The sequence below is a fragment of the Acinetobacter sp. ESBL14 genome (assembly GCF_036668815.1).
GTDB classification, from domain to species: domain Bacteria; phylum Pseudomonadota; class Gammaproteobacteria; order Pseudomonadales; family Moraxellaceae; genus Acinetobacter; species Acinetobacter gyllenbergii.
Genome location: NZ_JAZEVS010000001.1, coordinates 1,412,735 through 1,433,979, shown reverse-complemented (window position 1 = coordinate 1,433,979; position 21,245 = coordinate 1,412,735). Strand labels below are relative to the sequence as shown.

Genomic DNA, 21,245 nt, shown 5'->3' with positions numbered 1-21,245 from the left:
CCTTCGCTCTCATATATTCTTAATAAAATAAAGAAAGCGACTCATTTTAGAATTTGATATTCCATGATAACTGTGCTGTACGAGGTGCCCCAAGGAATAAGTAATCATCGCCGAAGAAACTGCCCACATCTCGCCAGTATTTTTTATTAAATAGATTATCTACATTTAATCTCAAAGTATTGTCATAACCATAAGCACGGAAATTATAGGCTGTACCAGCATTAAATACCGTATAGCCTGACACTTTTACAGTACCTGTTTTCTCAGCATATTTACTGCTGCTGTATTGCATACCCGCCAGTAAACGCAGTCCTTCCACGTGTGGGAGTTGATAAGACAGATAACTCGCAAAACGCACTGCAGGAATGTTTTGAGTTTGATGGCCTTGATATTCGGCTGATTGAGTATCCTTCAAGCGTGAACGTGTCAATGCTAAGGTCGAGGTGATCTCTAGGTTTTGACCTACACGACCTTGTGCGCCGAGTTCTAAGCCAAGATTATGTTGCTCGCCATCAGCAACAAAATTACTGGCTATATCTGTATATTGGTTGTCTTGCTTTAAATTAAACAATGCGGCTGTAAACAATAAATCTTGCCATTGCTGTTTAACACCTAGCTCATATTGCGTTGAATGTTTTGGTGCCAATGTTTCAAATTTATTTTCGGCATACCACGGTGCTTGTCCACCATCACTCAGACCTTTGGCATATGAAGCATAGACATTGGTGCCTTCCCAAGGCTGATACATCAACGCAAATTGAGGTAAAAAGCGATTAAAGTTGGTATCTCGGATGTTGTTGCCATCAACATCATAAGCATCTTCATTTAGATGCAAAAGCTTTCCACCCGCCAGAATCGACCATTGCTGATTAAAATCAATTTGGTCAAGTAGGTTCAATGCCGTTTGCTGACTACTGAATGACTTGTAATGCTTACCTAAGGTTGCTTTTGAAGGCTGATAAGTCATGTTATCTGTATAGATATTTCCAGTACCCACTAATTCATTGATTGGATCATGCTGGGCATGGCGTTTATAACTATTAGATAATTCTACATTAAGTGTATGTTGCCAAGTTCCTGTGTTAAATTTTCCACTTAAGCCTGTTTTAAATTGATTGGTGAGATAACTGTCATCGGGACTACGGAAATCATAAATATCGTAATTACCATTTTGGTCAAAAGTATTACCTAAGCCTGTCGTTTGGCATATCTCGCTATAACAGCCCCATGCAAATGCAGAATAATCATCGACCACCACTCGACTTTGTGATGCTGAAAGATTAGCGCTCCAATTGTCGTTCACTTGGTAACTATACTTTAAACCAGCATTGAGACTTTCATTACTGACGGGTTTGCCCCAGCTTTGATGACCCAATAAACGATCCCAATCCACATCTGTAGGTACTTTTTTACCATCAAGTAATTGGTAACCAGGTACGGAACGTTGGCGCTGACGTTGTGATTCAAGATCAAATTCGAGTTTTGAACGATCTGAAATTTTCCAGTCCAAAGCGACTGAACCAAACCAACGCTGTCCATTGGCATGTTCGACATACGGATGGATTTCTTCTTTGGCGAGATTGACCCGATAACCAAACTGCTGATCTGAACCAATTAAACCACCTATGTCAGCTGCTATACGATTACCAGTATGGCTATCTGCTTCAAGTGTAATAGAACGAATATCCGCTGGACGTTTAGTTACATAGTTGACTACACCATCTGGTGTGGACATACCACTTTGAATCGCACTGATACCTTTTAAAATTTCAACCTGCTCTTTATTTTCAAGTGCAATATTTTGCTCACCTCTGACCAAGTGACCATTTAATAAGTAACTTGATCCTAAATTTAGAGCAAAGCCACGCATTACAAAGTTTGGATAATAACCAATCGGTGCATAACCCTCACCGACAGCGGCATCATTTTTCACCACATCGGTTAAGGTCTTGGCATGTTGATCCGCAATCTGCGCGGCTGTCACGGTATAAATAGAAGCAGGAATTTCAGCGAGATTTTGCTGGGTAAAACCAGATAGATTCACTTTAGGCTGAGCGTACGCAAGCTCAGAAATTTCAGCTTTTATCAGAATTGGAGCTAGTCGCGGTGTTTCAGTGTCTGCATGGACCAATACGGTGTTTAATCCGAGGCATGAAAATGAACCAACCGCCAATAATGCTTTTTGTAAACGAGAAAATGGATACGTTTTCACAGTTGTTGCCTAACCCCAAAAGATAATAAAAAAGCTTACACTTTGCGGGCATGAGTATTCACAATTTTCTCAGATAGGACAAGCATGTTATGCACCATATCTACGATTTTTTCAGCTTATTACGCTTTAGCTGGCCACGACCTGATGCCACTCTACAAAGGGATTTTCAAATTTCTGCCATTGTTCTGCACCCAAGGCCATTTCCTCATCATTTAATAAACAGGCATCAAACTGTTCAGTCAGTCCCGCCTGATCCATTTCCATCCCAATCAGCACCAGTTCTTGTCGTGCATCACCTGTTGCGTCATCCCAATTTTTTGCGATGGCATCGCGGCTTGGTTGATCCTCAGGCCAGTGTTCATCTGGTACAGCCGCCCACCAATACCCTGCTACGCTATGTCTGGCCATGGCGCCTGCTTGGGACCAAGAACCTGCAAATTCAGGATGAGATGCCAACCAGAAAAAGCCTTTTGAGCGAATCACACCCTGCCATTCAGAATTGATAAAATCGAAAAAACGTTGTGGATGAAAAGGTCGTCTGGCCCGATAGACAAAACTACCAATCCCATATTCTTCAGTTTCAGGCCTATGTTCTCCTCTTAACTCTTTGAGCCAACCCGGTGCTTGCGCGGCTTCATTAAAATCAAATAGCTTAGTATCTAAAATTTTATCCAGATTCACTTGCCCAAATTCAGAAATTTCAATTTTTGCTCTCGGATTGAGTGAATGTAAAATACCCAATAGTTTTTCTTTTTCTTCTACGTCAATCAGATCTACTTTATTCAGTATTATCACATCGCAGAATTCAATCTGATCAATTAAAAGATCAACCACATTGCGTTCATCCTGCTCACCTAGTGATTCTCCTCGTGAAGTTAAACTATCGACAGAACCATAATCTTTCAGAAAATTATAAGCATCAACCACAGTGACCATGGTATCCAAGCGAGCAAATTCAGACAGAGAAATGCCATTTTCATCTTCAAAGCTAAACGTTTCTGCTACAGGTAATGGTTCAGAAATTCCTGTAGATTCAATGACCAATTGATCAAAACGCTTATCTTCCGCTAAACGACGGACCTCGATCAGTAAATCCTCTCGCAGCGTACAACAAATACAGCCATTACTCATTTCTACCAGCTTTTCATCAGTCCTTGACAGCTCAGCACCGCCCTCACGGACCAATGCTGCATCAATATTGACCTCTGACATATCATTGACAATCACTGCAATTTTACGCCCTTCGCGATTGTTTAAAATATGATTGAGTAATGTGGTTTTACCTGCACCTAAAAATCCTGACAAGACGGTTACAGGGAGTTTGGATGGAGTGGCTAAAGAAGGATTCATTGGCTTTCTCACTGGTTAAATATGTTAGTTTTGAGGTTTTGCAGCACATGAAAAACATCGTCCCAATATTTCCAAATATGGGTATTGAGGCTTGAACTTTTGCGCTTTGGTTGTGGTTTCTACACAGCTGCGAAGCTGTGGAATGGTGATGCTTTGCACGCTCTGACACTCTGTACAAATTGTGATGAGTTGATAGTTGGAACTCATTTCAGCTTGTTTACTGGCGTACATATTTAATGTATTCAGTTTCAGGATGAGACATTGATCTGTGAGCTTTTTCAAAATTCTGTAGATTTGCATTGGTGCTTGAAAACCATAAGGTCTGGCCTTTTCTAATAGTTCATAAGCACTCATGGCTTTATTCTCAGTGCTTAAAATGTCTAAAATTTTTTGCTGGGCGCTTGCGAGTTTCATCTTTTTATACCTTATTCTTTTTGAAAAAATTATTTATGCACGGTGATGAGCTATAACGATGGTCGACTCCCCATGTGCGATATCCCGCCGTATCAATATGGATTTGTCCAGATGCATATACACCTAAGCCCAAATTGAGTGCTTCTCCATGGTCTTGCCAAAATTGGCAAAGTTTGGTTTTGGTCTCTTCAATATGTGTTTGTTCGATTAGATCGGGACTTTCACTTCCGATACGAAAATCCAATGCAGCATTAAAAACATGCCGTGAAGCATTTGCGCCTCCTGCACACCGATTTAAATCATCGTTTCGATAAACCGAAGTCACAGTGAACTGATCAATTAGCTTTTGTTCAATCCATTGATTTAAAATACTTAATGTCGGGACAATATTGCTCCATAGTTCTCTTGGTGGGATTTCATATTCAACATAGTTGCATTTTTGCCAATCTCTCGCGGTCTGAAAAAATTCAAAATCTGGAATATAAGAATTAAGCCCCTGACGCTTTAGAAATTTTTTGTAGGCTTGTATTTGTTGTTGGTATTTCGGGTGACTCATCCACAGTTGATATGAGCTTGGTACTTGTTTCTCTTGCACGATCAATTCAGGTCGTGTGAGATTGGTCTGAGGTAGAACCGTCTGTTCTGGCTGAATCGTTTGCTGTAGGGAATGACAGGCAGAAAGCGCACAAATGCAGCCAAATAGATAAAATTTTTTCATTGTTTGATTCGCCAGATTCTCTCAACTCAAATTAACTTGGCAGCGAACTTGTCGATGCATATTGTTATGTTATAACATAACAATATGCATTACAACTGAAGCAAATGAAGAAATGAATCTCGCCCTACCTGATATCTCTGCTGAATCTCATCTTCCCAAAGCCTATAGCTATGCGCTTGATTGGGTCGGCATGGAAAACATTGCATTACCTGTTCGGTTGGAAAATACCTTATGTCAAAGCCAAATCAATGCTTATGTCAGTCTGGATGATCCTTTAGCCAAGGGCATCCATATGTCTCGTCTGTATACACGCCTATTAGAATTAAGCTCGATTCAAAATATTAATTTGGCTGATCTTGAATTGACACTCATGGATTTTCTAGAAAGCCATCACGATCTATCCAAACATGCCAAAATTGAAATTCACAGCGAGCTTTATATCGAGCGATCCGCACTGATTAGCAACTTATCAGGATGGAAAAGCTATCCCTTTATGCTGTCATGCCAACTGTTAAATGATCGATTTGAGGCTGAACTTAGAGTTGAAATTCCCTATTCTTCGACCTGTCCTTGTTCTGCCGCGCTTGCTAGACATATTATTCAGCAACGCTTTGCATCGGCGCTACAAAAACAGGAAATCAGTCTAGATCAACACGAGATTCTGAACTGGCTTAATAGAACTGATGCGATCGCGGCAACACCACATAGCCAAAGAAGCTTTGCCATTCTTCATTTCAAATTAGATCGAAATATAAAGCATATCCCATTGATCTTATTTATTAATCAAGCTGAACAGGCTTTAATGACTCCTGTTCAGACAGCAGTCAAACGCATTGATGAGCAGGCCTTTGCAATTGCCAATGGTCAAAACCTGATGTTTTGTGAAGATGCGTTGAGACGGCTCTATGGCACGTTTATCCATCACCACAGTATTAAAGCTTTCAATTTCAAAGTCATTCATGCAGAAAGCCTACATGCACATGATGCAGTCGCTCAAGGTTCATGGCAATGGTAGAACAGACGATCTTCGAGCAAATGGAACACGCTGTTCTAGGACAACAATTTGCCTTTGATAGCGTATTTGAACAGATCAAATGGAATCAGTATGGACTGATTCCAGTCATTACCCAAGCGCAGCAAAGCAAAGCCGTTTTAATGATGGCTTGGATGAATCGAGAGGCTCTACTCGAAACCTTAATCACCAGACAAGTTTGTTATTGGTCCAGATCTCGTCAATGTTTATGGCGCAAAGGTGAAAGTTCAGGTCATCGCCAATATTTGATCGAGGCTCGTCTCGATTGTGATGGCGATAGCCTGTTGTTGGTGGTCAATCAAATTGGCCCTGCCTGCCATACATGGCGTCCCAACTGCTTTTATCTGGGAATAACGACTGATCAAGTCACTATCTTAACTGAACCCATGCTTTAACTTATTCAAACGGTCATCCTATGTTACGAAAAAACCCAACTGGACATTTGCCTGTCATTGATCAGTCTGCCTATGTGGACCAAACCGCGATTATCTGTGGCAAAGTGATAGTACACGCCAATGTGTTTATTGGTCCTTATGCTGTCATTCGCGCCGATGAAACCAATGAAAATGGAGAAATGGAACCCATCAGCATTGGCGCTAACTCTAATATTCAAGATGGTGTGGTGATTCATTCCAAAGCAGGTGCCGCTGTGATCATTGGCGAGAACTCATCTATTGCGCATCGTTCCATTATTCATGGGCCTTGTGAAATTGGGCATCATGTTTTTGTGGGATTTAACAGCGTGCTGTTTAACTGCAAGATTGGTGCTCACAGTGCAATCCGACACAATGCCGTTGTCGATGGACGAGATTTACCTGCATATTTTTATGTACCGGCTATGAGCTATATCAATCCAAAAACTGATTTAAGCCAATATCCTCCTATTGATATCTCGATCACTGAGTTTTCAGAAAGTGTCGTCACCACCAATATTGAGTTGGTCAAAGGCTACAAGGCATTACAGAATGAATTTTAAACAGTATCCAAACATCATTATTCGCAATGCTAATCTGGTCAATGAAGGAAGGCAGCAGATCGCAGATGTGCTTATTCAAAATGGTCGAATTGAAAAAATAGCGACAACAATAACAGGAATATTTAATGCAAAAACCATTGATGCTCAAGGGGCTTGGCTTATCCCAGGCATGATTGATGATCAGGTTCATTTCAGAGAACCAGGTGCGCCACACAAAGGAAGTATTGCCTCAGAATCCATGGCAGCCACAATTGGTGGTATTACCAGCTATATGGATATGCCCAATACCAATCCCCCGACATTAGATCTTGAAAGTTTGCTGCAAAAAAAGCAGATTGCAGCACGGCAGAGTCGAGCAAATTATGCTTTTCATTTTGGCGTGAGTGCAAATAACTTAGACCTCATTGAACAACTTGATCCAAAACTGGTCAGCGGTGTCAAAGTTTTTATGGGGGCATCTACAGGCAATATGCTGGTGGATGATCCCAAAACGCTTGAACGTTTATTTGCCAATGTCCCGACGATCTTGCTGACCCATTGCGAATCGACACCTCAGATCAAAAAGCAACAAGCGCTGCATTTACAACAATACGGTGCAGATATTCCCGCGCGAATGCACCCTAAAATTCGTGATAAACATGCCTGTTTTGAAAGTTCGCGCCTAGCGGTTTCATTGGCCGAAAAATATGCGACTCAACTTCATGTCTTGCATATATCAACCGCCAAAGAACTCTGCTTATTTAAAAATCTACCTTTAAATAGAAAGCATATCTCTGCCGAAGTTTGTATTCATCATCTTAGTTTTGATGATTCAGACTACGAAACACTTGGGCATTTAATTAAATGTAACCCCGCAATTAAAACCCTACAGGATAAACAGGCGCTCATCACTGCCCTTGCCCAGAGTAATCGTTTAGATATTATTGGAACGGATCATGCACCACACACATGGGATGAAAAGCAGCAATCATATTTAAGTGCTCCCGCTGGCCTGCCACTGGTTCAGCATGCATTGCCTGCACTAATGGAGCTGGTAGCAGATCGAAAACTGAGTATCGAAACGTTGGTGCGTAAAACATCTCATCAAGTTGCAGACCTGTTTAAGATCAAAGATCGGGGCTATATTCGAGAGGGCTATTGGGCTGACCTCGTATTATTGCGTAAGAATCATCAAGCAATCGCGGTGAAAGATCAAAAAAACTATATGCACTGTAATTGGAGCCCGTTTCAGGATAGGACTTTCCGTTATCAGGTCGATACCACCATTGTTTCTGGCCAACTGGCTTGGCATCAGCAACAGTTATTTTTAAATTGCCAAGGTCAGGCCTTGGACATAGATCGCTAAACTCGGTTATGTATCAATTGAAAAATTCGCTATTCAAGCCCCTAGTTAAAATATAGGGCTTGAATAACTTTCCGTTTAGAATTTAATTTCTATCCCAGCTTTGATGGTGCGGCCAGGAATCGGCATTCCAATCACAGTACCTGGATCAAAGTTATAACGGTTGGTCAGGTTGTCCACATTAAAAGAGAGAGCCAGATTAGGGTTCCACTGATAACTTGCAAACACATCAATTAAGGTTTCAGAAGAAATCTCTGTTACTGCCCGTCCACTGACCCCTGTACCGGCTAACCAGCCTTTCGGGTTTTTCTTTTCTGAATGATATCTGGCACGCGCACCTAGAACGAGTTTATTGTCCAATAGGTTTTTACCTACCGTCAGATTCAAAATCTTGCGAGGTGGAAGACGAGTTGAAATCAAGCTCCAAGAATCACCAACCTCATTACAATCTTCTTTGCTTGCAGGACAAACCTTAGGCGCTTGATATAAGGTACCATTCAAACTAGTAAAGAAACTTGGATGATGATAAGCAAGATCAAACTCTAAACCTTTGAGTACGACTTGATTATAATTTACAAAAGTATAAGAGGTGGTATAAGGAAGAATAAAATCTGGTGTAATCTGATTTTCAATATCTTTTTTCTGCACGCCTTGAGTTAGAAAATCTTTGGTTTGATTACGGAAATAATTAAGATTGAATTTTAAATGATCGGCTGCTGAGAATAGATTGTCACGCTCTCCAACAAAACCCAGTTCTATCAGACGAGAATTTTCCGATTTAATTGGTAAATCAGGATCATAGCTAAAGGTTTGGCCCGACACTGTCGATTCAAATAAACTTGGACTACGGTAAGTATTTGAAAGTTTCCCATAGACATCAATCCCATTGACGATTTGATAGTTCAACTGGGACATCCAATCTATTTTCCCCTCATATTGACGTGCTGCATAACCTTTTGCATTTAAGTCTGAATGCGCGACTGGCGTCATTGGTCGATATTGATCACCATAGTCTTTTACTTTTGCTTTATGCCATTTACTGCCTAGGCTCAAAGTGAAATCATTAAAAATATAATCGCCGTTGAGAAAGACTGAGGATTCTTTACGTAACCCATCACGGGCAATTTCATGATCAATAAGATTCTGCGGCTTCATCCGCTGTTCATCATAAGTTAGACCATAATTTAAGGTTAAATCTTCAACTTTACTGGTGTTTTCTAAATTTAGGCCAGTTCGATAATCTTGAAAACTCCCCCAATATTGATCACCATAACTTGAATTTTTCATACCAATCATGCCATTGTGCTGACGATATTTGGCATTGGTATGCCAAATGCCCAGTTCCAAATCGACCCAGTTATTCTGTTTAGGTTTGTAGGTATAACTACCACTCAAGGCATTAATGGCGGCTGAACCAAGCGACCATTGTGGCATGGTATACGCATTTTCAATGTATTGTGGCTCAACATAGTCACCATCGATATAGCCGTAGGGGGGTGAATTTGGATCAATGACCTTTGATCGGCTCCAATAAAACGCCATCACTTCACCTGCTTTTTGTATATGGCGTCGCATATTTACTTCAACACGGTGTTCATCACTGAGATTGACACCAGCTTTGATAATTCCCGAATCGCTTTGATAACTGGTATTCACCACTTCCTGACCTGGACCAACGTCGACGATATCCCGTTTCTCATAATAATCAATGCCATGTTTTCCAGCATAGTAGTTGCCGACCTCTCGTTTACTATAGGCAACCACCAAGTCAAACATCTCATTCCGATAAGCCAGAGCAAGTGTTCCTGCACCATTCTGAAAATTGTTTGAAGAAATTTTATTATGGAGCAGATAAGACATCTGCTCCTTTTCATTATCAGAGGTATTAGGCGTTTTATTATTATTATAAAAACTGCCTTTAAGCATGACACCCGCGTTTTGGTTAGGAAGTAGAATATCATTGACGCTTAAGGTTCGCATTTTTACAATGCCACCAATTCCCCCTACATTGAATTTTGCGCGTGAAGCACCTTTTTCAACTTCAATCTGGCTAATTAAATCCATATCAATATAGGTACGATCACTTTCCCCTTGATAACCCCGAAAGGTATGACTCGATTGTAGACTTCCATCAATCACCACTGGAACACGCCCTTCGCCCTGCATCCCGCGAATTCCAATGTCAATTGCGCCTGCCTCATTCCTTAAACTGTTGACCTGCACCCCAGCAATATCAGAAAAAACATCACCATTACCCGTCCCCCTAAATCGATTAATCTGTTCCCGATTAAGATGACTGGTATTCACCTTGGCTTTTTGTGGTTCAGCATTCACTTTAATCTCAGGCAGAACAACAACATCTGTTGCCATTTGATTGAATGACTCCACGCGCTGACTATTCGTATTGATTTTTTCAGAATATGTGGGTGTTGCTTGAGCTTGGGGAAGCAATAAGTAGGTCGAGCCTTGTCGTATGATACGATAAGGCTGATCAGCCAATAGGTAATCAAAGCCTTTCTGTATGGAGTATTGTCCTGTAATGCCTTTGCTTTGTAGCCCTTTTAGCAGTTTAGAATCATAACTTAAGACGATACCAGACTGTGCAGCAAAGCTGGACAGTACATAACCCAATTGGTTGGCTGGAATTTGATAGTATTTTTCCGAAGTCGGTTTCTCAAGAGCTGTAACCGACGAGGTGATTTCGGCATAAGCCCCATGTATACAGACACAATGTATGAGAATTGCCAAAGTTTGCTGCTTGAATTTCATAAGGAGATCCACATTAGGTAATGATTTTCATTTTCATTAACTATTACCCAGTGATTTCGAAGAATGTGACATTAACTTTCAATTTTTTCTGATCTGCTCCAGATCCATACTAAACAAATAAGCAATATCAATAGGAGGCTTAACTTTAAATGCATATGTATGGAAGAAAAAATTAAACTGATTGAAATCAATACACAGCTAAAGGTCAGCATGAACTTGCGTAAGCGGGAAATCTTTTTAAACCCGCCCTGATATTGCATCATTAGCAGATTGACATAGCGATTTTGAAGCAACCATTGATGTAATCTTGAAGAGCTTCTGGCTGCAAAAAAGGTGGCTAAAAATAAAAAGTCTAAGCTAGGCACACCCGGTAAAATAATGCCCAGTACGGCCAAAATCAGACAAAGTATGGTCAAAACAATATAAGCACCACGCACCAGCGGTGATGCATGAAGTTTCACTTTGTGTATGCATGGAGAAGGCTCAGCATGAACTGAATCTTCTCCTTTTGTCTGTTGAGCTAAAGACGCATCTTTTTGCATAGCTTTTGTGCTTAAAGCATATTTTTTAACAAGCTTCCAAAATAATCAAAGGCTTGTTTAGCACCCTGAATCACTTGTTCCTGTTCATGCTGGCTCAGCTCAGCCGTATCAAGTTCATTGATAAAATGCTTCCATACTTTTGCTCGTCCTTCAGGATAGGCAGCCAAATTGCGTGCTCCAAAGTCAGCAGACAAGCCTAACTGTTGTTGTGCTTGTTTAAATAAAAAAGCGGCGCCTAAAGTTGAACCTTCTGAGACATAAATCCAGCCTAAGGCTTCAGCAAAGCCGACCTTTTCTGTAACGAGTTGCTGCGCATCAGGTTTGATTCCGAGATCATATAAATCCAATAATGCCGCTTGTGAACGACCACGAATATCCAAGTCAGTAATCAACGCAGATACTTCAGGATGGCGAAACAGATGTTCGACATTTTGCTGAAAATAATATTGCCCTAGAGTAAATTGAGCATAATGCTGCGAATCTGAAAAGACTTGTGCTTGGTGCATTAATTGGTGCATATATTCATGTTGACTCGCAGTTTCATTTTTTAACCGTAAGGCAAGTTGATTGGTCGCAAGTAAAGTTGACATCAGTTTTTCCAGTGTGTTTGCTATAATCTTATTACCCGTTCAATACGCAAAAGCTGACAAAAAAATTCTATTCTTTTTTCACACCTTTATTATTCGCCTGAATTTTAATGAAATGATCATTGAAAGATCGATCCATTTTGATGGGATAACTCAATTCCAGTGCCGCCTGTAAATCCGTTACATTATTTACAGGATAAGAACCCGAAACTTTTAATTCTCTCAATTGTGGATCGATGTCGATATATTGATGTCGATAACGTCCAATCTCTTGGAATAGCTGCGCCAAAGGCATGTCAAAAGCCATAATCATCTGGTTTTTCCATGCAAATACATTTGAATCTAAAGGACCCAAAGCGTTAAAGTTTGTATCATCAAAACATAACTGTTCACCCGCTTGCACAACTGTCATTTTTTGAGATTGATTCAAGGTAACTTTTACTGCACTTTCAATGACCCCTAAGCAGGTTTGTTGTTGCTGGTTTTGCAGATATTGCACATTGAAAACAGTTCCTAATGCTTGTAAATGAGCCGATTGCGTCTCTACAAAAAATGGACGATAACCCTGCTGCTCATGTGCGGTATGAATTTGTATTTCGCCATAATGTAACTGCAGTGTTCGTTGTTGGGATGTATAACGGATATCCAAAGCAGTGTCTGTATTGAGTTGGAGTTGCGTTCCATCCTCAAGCTTCACAATTTTTTGTTCACCTTTTGCCGTGCTGTAATCTGCCAACCATAAATATTTATAATCAGACTGCCAAGCGACTACCCCCCCTAAACAGGCAAAACAAGCCAATAGAAGTTGTTTGCTCCATTTAAACTGAGCAGCATGCTTGCCGGCTTGGATCACTGCCTGCCCGTTCTCGGGAAAATAGTCTAGACTTGTCAATAAACGTTCTGCTTTAGCCCATGCCATTTGATGTGCTGCACTCTGAGCTTTCCAGTGTTCTAATTCACATTGCTCAGTTTCGGTCAATTTAGCTGTCTGAATTTTTAGAATCCATTCAGCAGCCTCAGTCAAAATTTGTGCTTGAGACATTAAAATATCAATCCATGACTGCTAAACATTGAGTCAGTACAGTCACTAAATCTCGCATAACCGTCCTTGTCGAAATATTCAAACGCGTTGCGATTTCCTGTTGTGTAAGCCCTTCCAGTTGTGACCAAATAAAGACCTGCTGTTGACGTTCTGGTAACTGGTTGAGTAATTGATTAATTAAACACAAAGATTCGATGGCTGAGAGTTTTTGCTCAGGTGTAATTTCATCATATTCAGCTCGGCTTGCAAGCGCCTCCAAGTAAGCTTTTTCTATTGATTTACGTTGATACCAGTTGATTAATAGGCCTTTCGCAACTGTTGTCAAAAGTGCCCGTGGCTGATCAAAATACAACTGATCTTTACGTTTCAGAATACGAATAAAGGTGTCATGGGCTAAATCTGCAGCATCCTCACTATGATTAAGACGCCGCTTTAACCATTGATATAGCCAAGAGTGATGATGACGATAGAGCGTATTGATGGGATCAGACATTTTTAAAAGAGAATGAGAATTATTAGCAATATCTTAGCAAAAAATAAGTGAATAAAAACGCCTCTTTTTTCTTTCTCAAGTATTTTTTAATTTTTCTTCCGTTCACAAGCATCGAATGCTAAAGATTTTAACATCCAATGCCCTTCCCTTTGTTGCTTTGAAAAGTCGTTATCATTTTAAAATTTCAAATTTATAAAAGCCATTTTAACGCTTTAGATTAGCATCCATAAATGTATCGCGAATGGTCCAACCAACACCATCAAAATACCCGCTATCACCATGGTTAAACTTGCGATTACGCCTTCTTCACTATTACGTTGCTGAGCTCTCACCGTGCCAAAGCCATGTGCTGCATTACCCAATGCAGCGCCGTTTGCCACATTGGAGCGGATTTTGGTGATGGCTAAAATAGCATCACCACAAATCATCCCGACCAACCCGGTAATCACTGTAAATAAAGAAACCAAAGCTGCTGAACCATGGATATCTTCTGCCAAAATCATGGCAAAAGGTGTTGAAATGGAACGAGCCATTAAACTTTGGGTTACCTCGGGACTAAAATGAAATAACTTTGCCATTTCATAAGCAGAGATCACACCAACACTCATCCCGACCACAATCGCAATCGAAAGTACACCCAAATTTTTACGGATCGTTTCCCGATAACGGTAAATTGGTACGGCGAATGCAACAGTTGCTGGTCCGAGTAAATTCACAATCCACTGCGTATCTTGTGCATAGGTCTGATATGAAATTCCAAAGATCGCCATCAACAGAATCGTGACGACGGGCACGCTAATCGCAGGTGATAACCATAGTTGAGGGTATTTTTGATAGATACGCTTTGCCACGATGTAAGCAAGCAGCGTCCAGATCAAACAAACAATTGACCACATATTCATTTTGACTGCCTTAGCTATGCTTATGTTGAAAGTGTTTACGTCCGTTTAAGTAGGACTTTAAGCGGTTGTAATAATGGATGGTCAAACACGTACTCAACATGACTAAAATTGTCCCAACAGCGATACTCAAGACAATTTGCCAGCCTTCCGTCATAAACAGGCTTTTATATTGCACGACAGCAACGACCACAGGTACAAAAAACAGCAATAGCTCTCCTAAGATAAAGGTCGCGCCCATTGCCACTTGATCCATCTTAATCACTTTAAAAAACAAGCTGAAAAGCAGTAGAAACATTCCCAATATGCCTGCTGAAATCGGGATACCCAGTTTCTGGTTTAAGGCATAACCTGCCAACCAAAATGCAGCAAGAATCAGAATTTGTTTAAATAACATCAAGAGTGAATTTTTTGGGAGAGATTTAGAAACAGCTTCGGTACTCATTTAACAACATCAAATGGTGAACAACATGATTATCTTATCCACTTTGCGTCGATGTAATATGAATTATTCATGCTAAAATTATGCATAAATGGAATAATTTTAGATTGACTATGCTTTCTCTCAAATCATTACAATGCTTTGTTCATTTGGTTAAAAGCAAAAGCTTTACCCGTACCGCTGACGCGCTCTCCCTAACGCAGCCGACCATCAGTAAAATGCTGCAGCAGCTTGAAGAACAACTACAGGTACAGTTGTTTGTAAAGCCTGAACATGGTCGAAAAAGACAAGTTGAGCTGACTGAAATTGGGCAGCGTATTTACCAACACGCTTTAGGATTACTGCAAGCTGAGCAAAATATCTTTTTAGAAATTGAAAATTATCAACAATTAAATACAGGCACCTTAAAACTCGGTGTGCCACCACTCGGTGCTCAACTGCTCACCACCGCCCTGTTTGATTATCACCAACAATGGCCCCGTATTGAGCTGTCCTTTCTCGAAGTCGGTTCTCGAGGGATCGAGCAAGCGCTGTTAAATAATGAACTCGATGTGGGGGTATTATTGCAGCCCTTTGATCAGCAAATTTTCAATAGTATCGAGCTGTGTGATTATCCACTGATGGTGCTATTGCGAAGTGATGCAACGTGGGCCACACGAAAAAAAATAAATCTGGAAGAGTTACAATATCAATCTTTTTTAATGTTTCCTGAAAACTTCTCACTCAACAGTATAATTTTAGATGCTTGCCAACAACATGGTTTCTATCCGAGTATTGCTTGCCGAACCAGTCAATGGAACTTACTGGCAGATATGGTGCTACAACGTATGGGTATTGCCCTACTACCAAAATATTATACCGATATGCTGGATCCCACCTTATTCACAGCAATCCCGCTGGAAAAGCCCAACATTCAATGGCATTTGGCGATGGCATGGAAAAAGAATCTTCCAGTTTCTCCTGCAGTACAGGCATGGCTTGATGTGATTCATCAACATTTTCAAAAGATTAAACCTACGTTAGAGCAATGAAAAATTGAAATAACATTTGCAGAAAAATGGATAAAGCTTTGCCACAAAAAAGCTACCAAATCTTGAGCCAGCTCGCCTAGACTAGAAAGATCTGTTGATCATATGGCAAATAACAATGAGTGATTCAAACTATATTCCCCCACAAATTTGGCAATGGACTGGAGAAAAAACCGATTTAAATCAGCCGACATCCGGCAGCCGTTATGAACATCGCTTACCCATCGGTAAACATCCATTGCAGTTGTATTCTTTGGCAACACCGAATGGACAAAAAGTCACGATTTTGCTTGAGGAACTTTTGGCATTGGGACACACAGATGCCGAATACGATGCGTGGTTGATTAAAATCGGTGAAGGTCAACAATTCAGCAGTGGCTTTGTCGAAATTAATCCGAACTCTAAAATTCCAGCGTTGGTTGATCATAGCCAGAACCCGCCAATACGTGTTTTTGAATCCGGTTCGATTTTGCTCTATTTGGCGGAAAAATTTAAAGCCTTTATTCCGACAGATATCGCTGCACGCACCGAATGTCTGAACTGGCTATTTTGGCAAATGGGAAGCGCACCCTACCTTGGTGGTGGTTTTGGACATTTTTATGCTTATGCACCTGTGAAAATTGAATATGCGATCAACCGCTTTGCCATGGAAACCAAGCGCTTATTGGATGTTTTAGATCAACACTTAGTAAAAAATGAATATTTGGCTGGTACAGAATATTCCATTGCTGATATTGCGGCTTTTCCTTGGTATGGCAGTTTGGTCAAAGGTTGGGTCTATAATGCAGATGAATTCCTAGCTGTAGATCAATATAAACATGTACAACGCTGGGCAGATACGATTCTGGCACGTCCCGCTGTGCAACGAGGACGAATGGTCAACCGTACTTTCGGAGACTTGGAAACCCAACTACATGAACGCCACGATGCCAGTGATTTTGAAACCAAAACGCAGGATAAACTTCAATAGCACCTCTTAAGCAATTGATTTCAACGATGACACTGGCAAGCAAAGTAATTTACCAGTGTCGTAATTGCTCAATTGCATGGTCGGGCAAAATCAATACTTTAGTTATTTCTCACTTTCTGTTGAATAAGTTCAAATAGTCTTGCACATGCTTGTTCAACATGAGCTTGAGGTGTCGTAGCGATGCCTAATAATAAACCGCAATGCTGTTCTTGATCTTGATGATACCAAATCGACAATGGTGCTGGTGCCAGCCCCAAGGCTGAAGCCTCACGAGCTAATGCAACATCAGAAATATACGCAGGAAGCTTGATTAAAACCGATAATCCAGCAGTGGTTACATCGAAACCCAAATCCATCAAATTAGCTTTTAATACATCTCGTTGTAAGAGGTAGAGCCGTTTTGTGCGTCTGAGATGTCGGAGAAAATGCCCCTCTTTCATAAATCTTAAAATCGCAACTTGTAGCGATGGAGATGGTGCTGGAGAGAGTGCTGCTGTCACTTCTGCATAACGATGGATCAGGGACGTTGGGACAACTGCAAATCCTATTCTCAATTGAGGATTAATGGTTTTACTAAATGTACCTAAATGAATCACACGCTTGGATTGATCCAAAGAAAATAACGCAGGTGCCGATTTTCCGTCCAGTTGTAATTCACCTAAATAGTCATCTTCAATCAACCACATATTATTTTTAGCTGCCCACGTTAATAATTTTAGTCGACTCTCTAAAGATAGAGTGATACCCAACGGCGCTTGTTGCCCTGGCGTGCATAAAGCCAGTTTGGCATCTGCAGCATGTTGTATTGCAAAATCAATATCCATGCCTTCTTTATCAACAGGAATGGGCTCAATATCGACACCACCCACCTGCAATGCATATTTAGATAAAGGAAAGCCTGGATCTTCTACCCAAGCCTTTTCCCCCCTGACTTGCAACGCATGTAAGCTCAACCCTAAGCCACTGGCAAAACCGGAAGTAATAAACACTTGCTCTGGCGAACATTCAATACCACGACTAATTGCCAAATAAGCAGCAATTTCTCTGCGTAACTCAAATTCTCCTCTTGGATCTGGATAAGCAAGCCAACCACTATTTTCTTCTCGTATCGCTTGTGATCTGATTCGATTAAACGCCTTGGCAGGAAATATGTCTTTTGCGGGCACACCCAATTGAAATATACCGTGCCCAGAAGTCATCTCTAAATACATTTCAATAAAAGAACCCGCTTTAGGCAGCTCTTGGATAGGATTGGATTTCATTTGCCGATAGGCAACACGTGTTCCAGCCGATCTAGATGCGACAATGAATTGCCGATCCATCAGACGATCATAAGCGATCTTTACAGTTCCTCTAGACACACCAAGCTGTGTGGCCAAATCAATCCACGATGGTAGACGATCGCCCTCGTTCCATAGACCAGCAATAATGGCATTTTCAATACCGATGCGGATTTGTTCTGCTAAAGGTATTTTAAGTTTGCGATCAATATCAAAATAAATAGATGTTTGCATTCGTGGTATATAAAAATAATTTGTTTTTGGTTCAAGATTTTGTACTACAACTGCTAGACAATAACAATATTCAGCCAAATGATAGGTATTTAAGCATGACTCAAAGAATCGACTACAACAACATTGCTCCTTTAGGAATGAAAGCCTTCGGTGGTGTTTATAGCTACGTATTGCAATGTGGATTACCCACTGAACTAATCGAATTAGTGTTCTTACGTGTCTCTCAAATCAATAACTGTGCTTATTGTCTTGATATGCATACACGTGATCTGATCAAAAAAGGTGTAGCAATAGAAAAAATCGCATTGGTTCAGGCCTGGGATGAAGCTGGAACACTGTTTAATGAAAGAGAGCGTGCTGCATTAAATTGGGCAGAGTCAGTCACTAAAGTCGCTGAAACTCATGTTCCTCATATGGATTTTCAGAAAGCTAATGAGGTGTTCTCAGAAAAAGAACTGGTTGATTTAACCATTGCCATCAATCTGATGAATGCTTATAACCGTATGGCCATTAGCTTTAGAAGTGTTCCGCAGGCAGCGATTCGCTAGAATAAAACGTGCTAAATTTTTACAAGTTTAGTGATAGAACTAGACTTGTAAAATATAAAGCCTGCACATTCCCACTCTGCCTCTACAAAACAGACATGCTATCGTGTTTGTTTATATCGAGTATATAACTCTAAAAAACGTTGTTGATCTTTCTGCTTTTTTTCTTTAAATGTGCTAGCTAAATCTTTTGCTCGTGTTGGTTCTAAAATAAAAACTCCATTACTATCAGCGATAACCAAATCCCCAGCTTGTACACAAACACCGCCTACACTAATGACCGAATTGATTTCGCCTTCCAATTTTAAAGATCGTGTTGTAAGTGGGCTAATGGTTCGGGCAAAGACTGGAAAGCCTAATGTTTTAATTGAATCAATATCTGTCACAGCACCATCAATAACAACACCTGCAAGATTTTTAATCATTGCAGCAAGCGTCCTAAGCTCCCCCCAGCATGCACGTTGATAATCTCCTGAGGTATCAATCACAAGTATATCGTCAGGTTGGCTTAGGATTAATGCTTCACGGAGAATGCTTCCATCACAATGCGGGATTCGTACTGTAATTGCATTACCAACAATGTGGGTCGCTTGATTTCCCATGTGATGAACATTTCTGACATGTCCAAAATCAGTAAAATGACCAATTACTGAAGTATCAATATCTTGATAAATCGTCCTTAACTCGTGATCACTCCCTTCTATTCGGGGATTAATTTTAAACATTTTTTACCTTACGCTTTTTTATATCAGGATGAACTAAAGGACATGTTGAGCAATATTCAACAGGGTCTGAGGCTTTATAATAAAAGCAGCAACTTTTCCGATAACGGACTTCTTCATCGGTTTCTACCACTCTTATTTTCTTGAAATTGAAGCGTTTTAATGGATTATCACTCAGTCCAAATACTTCGGGTGGTGCTTGTTCAAGTAAATAACGGAAATCTTCCTGCAGATTTCTCTGCACCGCACAATTATTGATTTTCTGAATTCGTTTTTCATAAAGTGAAAATACTCTAACTGCAGTATTTTCCCAAAGAATTCTTGGGTTTACTTTTGATACATCGACAAAAACTTGCCAAACTTGCGCTAGATTATCTGCAAATATTTTTTTCACAATGTCTTCACGCCACTGTGCCCGATGATCATGAGGTAGAGAATAAGACAGATCTTTTACTGGCATTTTTGAGCGCCAAAGCCGTTGTTCAAAGCTAAAGTCTAAGAAACAATTATCTGCTGAAAAATCGATCCCTTTGTTGAATACAGTCATCGCATATAAACTGGAAGCAGTTGCAAGAAATGCATAACGTTTACTTAATAAGGACGCCGTAATTTTTATAGACGGCGAATGAATGACTGGTGTCAGTTCAAATAACAGTTTTTCACAACGTTCATGATCCAACAGCATGGAGACTTCTATACAGTTTTCTATACGCCGTTCTTGTGCATTAATCAGTGCTAGAGATTCTGATAGTATTTTCCATTCTTCTGCTAAAAAAAGATCGGTCGATATCAACATTGATCAAATCCTGGAGAAATATCCTGTTCTTTTGCTTCATCTGGATGTTCCCTGTGTCGTCCTTTTCCATAAGGGATACATAAAGGTGTTCCAAAAAGAGGATCTGCAACAATCAGGCTGTCTAGACCAAAAACATTTTTGACTGTATTTGCAGTGAGTATTTCAGAGGGAATACCTTGCGCATAAACATTGTTGTTTGCCACAGCAATCATATGATGGGCATAGCGACAGGCCAGATTGAGATCGTGCAACACCATGACAATGGTTTTTTCATGCTGCTGATTTAAATCATAAAGCAAATCCAAAATTTCAATTTGGTGCGCTAGATCCAAATAGGTTGTTGGTTCATCTAACAGTAAAATATCTGTGTCTTGAGCTAAAGTCATTGCAATCCATGCACGCTGTCTCTGCCCACCAGACAGCGAATCGACCAAACGATTTCTAAGTTCAGATAAATGAGTATGATTTAAAGCCTGATTCACTTTTTCTTCATCCTCAGTAGACCATTGTTTTAACCAGTTTTGATGAGGATAACGCCCCATTCGAACAAGTTGATAAACAGTCAGGCCATTTGGCACCTGAGGTGATTGAGGAAGAATCGATAAGTTTTGAGCAACTTTTGTAGTCATTTGATGGTGGATATCTGCACCATTCAACAAAATAGAACCATGTTTAGGTCGAATGAGTCGTGCAAACGATTTAAGTAACGTACTTTTCCCACACCCATTACTACCAACCAGAACTGTAATTTTAGCGCTTGGAATATCTAGATCGAGTTGATCAATTACAATTTGCTGTTCATAAGCCAATGTTAATGATTTACTTTGGATAGGATATATCATCTACTCTCC

22 protein-coding genes are annotated in these 21,245 nt (G+C 40.4%); 7 read left to right on the top strand and 15 right to left on the bottom strand.

The features are described 5' to 3' along the window. Positions 1–46 precede the first annotated feature (46 nt). From V6E90_RS07050 to V6E90_RS07035, 4 genes are all read right to left on the bottom strand, one after another. Positions 47–2,212 (bottom strand): TonB-dependent siderophore receptor, encoded by a 2,166-nt coding sequence (locus V6E90_RS07050; protein WP_332604937.1) that lies wholly within the window; start codon positions 2,210–2,212, stop codon positions 47–49. A gap of 126 nt (positions 2,213–2,338) precedes the next feature. Next, positions 2,339–3,562: a zinc metallochaperone GTPase ZigA gene (gene zigA, locus V6E90_RS07045; protein ID WP_262756443.1), complete on the bottom strand. Its 1,224-nt coding sequence runs from the start codon at positions 3,560–3,562 to the stop codon at positions 2,339–2,341. Positions 3,563–3,586: 24 nt separating this feature from the next. Beyond that, positions 3,587–3,976, bottom strand: a complete 390-nt coding sequence (locus V6E90_RS07040; RefSeq protein ID WP_016540135.1) for a Fur family transcriptional regulator — start codon at positions 3,974–3,976, stop codon at positions 3,587–3,589. Between the two features lie 4 nt (positions 3,977–3,980). Next, the gene (locus V6E90_RS07035; RefSeq protein ID WP_332604936.1) at positions 3,981–4,694 is read right to left on the bottom strand and encodes a D-Ala-D-Ala carboxypeptidase family metallohydrolase; all 714 of its coding nucleotides are present in this window, start codon (positions 4,692–4,694) and stop codon (positions 3,981–3,983) included. Positions 4,695–4,806: 112 nt separating this feature from the next. Here V6E90_RS07035 and folE2 point away from each other — a divergent pair, with 112 nt between their 5' ends. Genes folE2 through V6E90_RS07015 form a run of 4 tightly spaced genes read left to right on the top strand, consistent with a single transcriptional unit; the run spans position 4,807 to position 8,048 of the window. Next, positions 4,807–5,709: a GTP cyclohydrolase FolE2 gene (gene folE2 / locus V6E90_RS07030; RefSeq protein WP_332604935.1), complete on the top strand. Its 903-nt coding sequence runs from the start codon at positions 4,807–4,809 to the stop codon at positions 5,707–5,709. Then, positions 5,703–6,122, top strand: coding sequence for a phosphoribosyl-AMP cyclohydrolase (hisI, locus tag V6E90_RS07025; RefSeq protein WP_262756439.1), 420 nt, complete (start codon positions 5,703–5,705; stop codon positions 6,120–6,122). Before folE2 ends, hisI begins: the two co-directional genes overlap by 7 nt. A 20-nt stretch (positions 6,123–6,142) precedes the next feature. Continuing rightward, complete coding sequence (locus tag V6E90_RS07020; RefSeq protein WP_262756438.1) at positions 6,143–6,703, top strand: gamma carbonic anhydrase family protein; 561 nt, start codon at positions 6,143–6,145, stop codon at positions 6,701–6,703. Further along, the gene (locus V6E90_RS07015) at positions 6,693–8,048 is read left to right on the top strand and encodes a dihydroorotase (protein WP_332604934.1); all 1,356 of its coding nucleotides are present in this window, start codon (positions 6,693–6,695) and stop codon (positions 8,046–8,048) included. The genes V6E90_RS07020 and V6E90_RS07015 overlap by 11 nt, the downstream gene beginning before the upstream one ends. 75 nt (positions 8,049–8,123) lie before the next feature. Here the strand turns inward: V6E90_RS07015 and V6E90_RS07010 are convergent, their stop codons facing one another. The 7 genes from V6E90_RS07010 to V6E90_RS06980 all read right to left on the bottom strand — a co-directional run bounded on the left by V6E90_RS07010 (position 8,124) and on the right by V6E90_RS06980 (position 14,822). Then, positions 8,124–10,814, bottom strand: a complete 2,691-nt coding sequence (locus V6E90_RS07010) for a TonB-dependent receptor (RefSeq protein ID WP_332604933.1) — start codon at positions 10,812–10,814, stop codon at positions 8,124–8,126. Positions 10,815–10,885: 71 nt separating this feature from the next. Further along, positions 10,886–11,356 carry a YbaN family protein gene (locus V6E90_RS07005; RefSeq protein ID WP_332604932.1) on the bottom strand — a complete coding sequence of 157 codons (471 nt, stop codon included), beginning with the start codon at positions 11,354–11,356 and terminating at the stop codon, positions 10,886–10,888. 11 nt (positions 11,357–11,367) lie between these two features. Then, on the bottom strand, positions 11,368–11,946 hold the full coding sequence (locus tag V6E90_RS07000) for a biliverdin-producing heme oxygenase (protein ID WP_442881251.1): 579 nt from the start codon (positions 11,944–11,946) through the stop codon (positions 11,368–11,370). Positions 11,947–12,013: 67 nt separating this feature from the next. Next, the gene (locus V6E90_RS06995; protein WP_332604931.1) at positions 12,014–12,985 is read right to left on the bottom strand and encodes a FecR family protein; all 972 of its coding nucleotides are present in this window, start codon (positions 12,983–12,985) and stop codon (positions 12,014–12,016) included. 7 nt (positions 12,986–12,992) lie between these two features. Further along, the gene (locus V6E90_RS06990) at positions 12,993–13,478 is read right to left on the bottom strand and encodes a sigma-70 family RNA polymerase sigma factor (RefSeq protein ID WP_262756435.1); all 486 of its coding nucleotides are present in this window, start codon (positions 13,476–13,478) and stop codon (positions 12,993–12,995) included. A 212-nt stretch (positions 13,479–13,690) separates the two neighbouring features. Continuing rightward, the gene (locus tag V6E90_RS06985) at positions 13,691–14,380 is read right to left on the bottom strand and encodes an LrgB family protein (RefSeq protein WP_332604930.1); all 690 of its coding nucleotides are present in this window, start codon (positions 14,378–14,380) and stop codon (positions 13,691–13,693) included. Positions 14,381–14,390: 10 nt separating this feature from the next. Further along, entirely contained in the window at positions 14,391–14,822 is a 432-nt protein-coding gene (locus V6E90_RS06980; RefSeq protein WP_332604929.1) for a CidA/LrgA family protein, read from the bottom strand. Between the two features lie 110 nt (positions 14,823–14,932). Here V6E90_RS06980 and V6E90_RS06975 point away from each other — a divergent pair, with 110 nt between their 5' ends. Both V6E90_RS06975 and yghU read left to right on the top strand, forming a co-directional pair. After that, positions 14,933–15,850: a LysR family transcriptional regulator gene (locus tag V6E90_RS06975; RefSeq protein ID WP_332604928.1), complete on the top strand. Its 918-nt coding sequence runs from the start codon at positions 14,933–14,935 to the stop codon at positions 15,848–15,850. A 115-nt stretch (positions 15,851–15,965) separates the two neighbouring features. Beyond that, positions 15,966–16,817 carry a glutathione-dependent disulfide-bond oxidoreductase gene (gene yghU / locus V6E90_RS06970; protein WP_332604927.1) on the top strand — a complete coding sequence of 284 codons (852 nt, stop codon included), beginning with the start codon at positions 15,966–15,968 and terminating at the stop codon, positions 16,815–16,817. Positions 16,818–16,915: 98 nt separating this feature from the next. Here yghU and pdxR read toward each other — a convergent pair whose 3' ends face one another. Then, positions 16,916–18,331, bottom strand: coding sequence for a MocR-like pyridoxine biosynthesis transcription factor PdxR (pdxR, locus tag V6E90_RS06965; RefSeq protein WP_332604926.1), 1,416 nt, complete (start codon positions 18,329–18,331; stop codon positions 16,916–16,918). 95 nt (positions 18,332–18,426) lie between these two features. On the opposite strand from pdxR, the gene V6E90_RS06960 reads away from it, so the two are divergent. Continuing rightward, entirely contained in the window at positions 18,427–18,879 is a 453-nt protein-coding gene (locus tag V6E90_RS06960) for a carboxymuconolactone decarboxylase family protein (protein WP_332604925.1), read from the top strand. A gap of 98 nt (positions 18,880–18,977) precedes the next feature. On the opposite strand, the gene V6E90_RS06955 is transcribed toward V6E90_RS06960, so the two are convergent. From V6E90_RS06955 to V6E90_RS06945, 3 genes are read right to left on the bottom strand one after another with little or no spacing between them, the layout of a single operon-like run. Next, the gene (locus V6E90_RS06955; RefSeq protein ID WP_332604924.1) at positions 18,978–19,601 is read right to left on the bottom strand and encodes an RraA family protein; all 624 of its coding nucleotides are present in this window, start codon (positions 19,599–19,601) and stop codon (positions 18,978–18,980) included. Continuing rightward, positions 19,594–20,394: an IucA/IucC family C-terminal-domain containing protein gene (locus tag V6E90_RS06950; RefSeq protein ID WP_332604923.1), complete on the bottom strand. Its 801-nt coding sequence runs from the start codon at positions 20,392–20,394 to the stop codon at positions 19,594–19,596. The genes V6E90_RS06955 and V6E90_RS06950 overlap by 8 nt, the downstream gene beginning before the upstream one ends. Then, complete coding sequence (locus V6E90_RS06945) at positions 20,388–21,236, bottom strand: ABC transporter ATP-binding protein (RefSeq protein ID WP_332604922.1); 849 nt, start codon at positions 21,234–21,236, stop codon at positions 20,388–20,390. The genes V6E90_RS06950 and V6E90_RS06945 overlap by 7 nt, the downstream gene beginning before the upstream one ends. Positions 21,237–21,245 lie beyond the last annotated feature (9 nt).

Excerpts from the sequence above, each read along its gene's own strand:
- V6E90_RS07020 (WP_262756438.1), top strand. The coding sequence starts at position 6,143 with ATGTTACGAAAAAACCCAACTGGACATTTGCCTGTCATTGATCAGTCT.
- V6E90_RS06985 (WP_332604930.1), bottom strand. The coding sequence starts at position 14,380 with ATGAATATGTGGTCAATTGTTTGTTTGATCTGGACGCTGCTTGCTTAC.
- V6E90_RS06950 (WP_332604923.1), bottom strand. The coding sequence starts at position 20,394 with ATGTTGATATCGACCGATCTTTTTTTAGCAGAAGAATGGAAAATACTA.
- V6E90_RS07005 (WP_332604932.1), bottom strand. The coding sequence starts at position 11,356 with ATGCAAAAAGATGCGTCTTTAGCTCAACAGACAAAAGGAGAAGATTCA.
- V6E90_RS06980 (WP_332604929.1), bottom strand. The coding sequence starts at position 14,822 with ATGAGTACCGAAGCTGTTTCTAAATCTCTCCCAAAAAATTCACTCTTG.
- folE2 (WP_332604935.1), top strand. The coding sequence starts at position 4,807 with ATGAATCTCGCCCTACCTGATATCTCTGCTGAATCTCATCTTCCCAAA.
- hisI (WP_262756439.1), top strand. The coding sequence starts at position 5,703 with ATGGTAGAACAGACGATCTTCGAGCAAATGGAACACGCTGTTCTAGGA.
- V6E90_RS06995 (WP_332604931.1), bottom strand. The coding sequence starts at position 12,985 with ATGTCTCAAGCACAAATTTTGACTGAGGCTGCTGAATGGATTCTAAAA.
- yghU (WP_332604927.1), top strand. The coding sequence starts at position 15,966 with ATGAGTGATTCAAACTATATTCCCCCACAAATTTGGCAATGGACTGGA.
- V6E90_RS07010 (WP_332604933.1), bottom strand. The coding sequence starts at position 10,814 with ATGAAATTCAAGCAGCAAACTTTGGCAATTCTCATACATTGTGTCTGT.
- V6E90_RS06960 (WP_332604925.1), top strand. The coding sequence starts at position 18,427 with ATGACTCAAAGAATCGACTACAACAACATTGCTCCTTTAGGAATGAAA.
- V6E90_RS07035 (WP_332604936.1), bottom strand. The coding sequence starts at position 4,694 with ATGAAAAAATTTTATCTATTTGGCTGCATTTGTGCGCTTTCTGCCTGT.
- V6E90_RS06990 (WP_262756435.1), bottom strand. The coding sequence starts at position 13,478 with ATGTCTGATCCCATCAATACGCTCTATCGTCATCATCACTCTTGGCTA.
- V6E90_RS06945 (WP_332604922.1), bottom strand. The coding sequence starts at position 21,236 with ATGATATATCCTATCCAAAGTAAATCATTAACATTGGCTTATGAACAG.
- V6E90_RS07015 (WP_332604934.1), top strand. The coding sequence starts at position 6,693 with ATGAATTTTAAACAGTATCCAAACATCATTATTCGCAATGCTAATCTG.
- V6E90_RS06975 (WP_332604928.1), top strand. The coding sequence starts at position 14,933 with ATGCTTTCTCTCAAATCATTACAATGCTTTGTTCATTTGGTTAAAAGC.
- V6E90_RS07040 (WP_016540135.1), bottom strand. The coding sequence starts at position 3,976 with ATGAAACTCGCAAGCGCCCAGCAAAAAATTTTAGACATTTTAAGCACT.
- V6E90_RS06955 (WP_332604924.1), bottom strand. The coding sequence starts at position 19,601 with ATGTTTAAAATTAATCCCCGAATAGAAGGGAGTGATCACGAGTTAAGG.
- pdxR (WP_332604926.1), bottom strand. The coding sequence starts at position 18,331 with ATGCAAACATCTATTTATTTTGATATTGATCGCAAACTTAAAATACCT.
- zigA (WP_262756443.1), bottom strand. The coding sequence starts at position 3,562 with ATGAATCCTTCTTTAGCCACTCCATCCAAACTCCCTGTAACCGTCTTG.
- V6E90_RS07000 (WP_442881251.1), bottom strand. The coding sequence starts at position 11,946 with ATGTCAACTTTACTTGCGACCAATCAACTTGCCTTACGGTTAAAAAAT.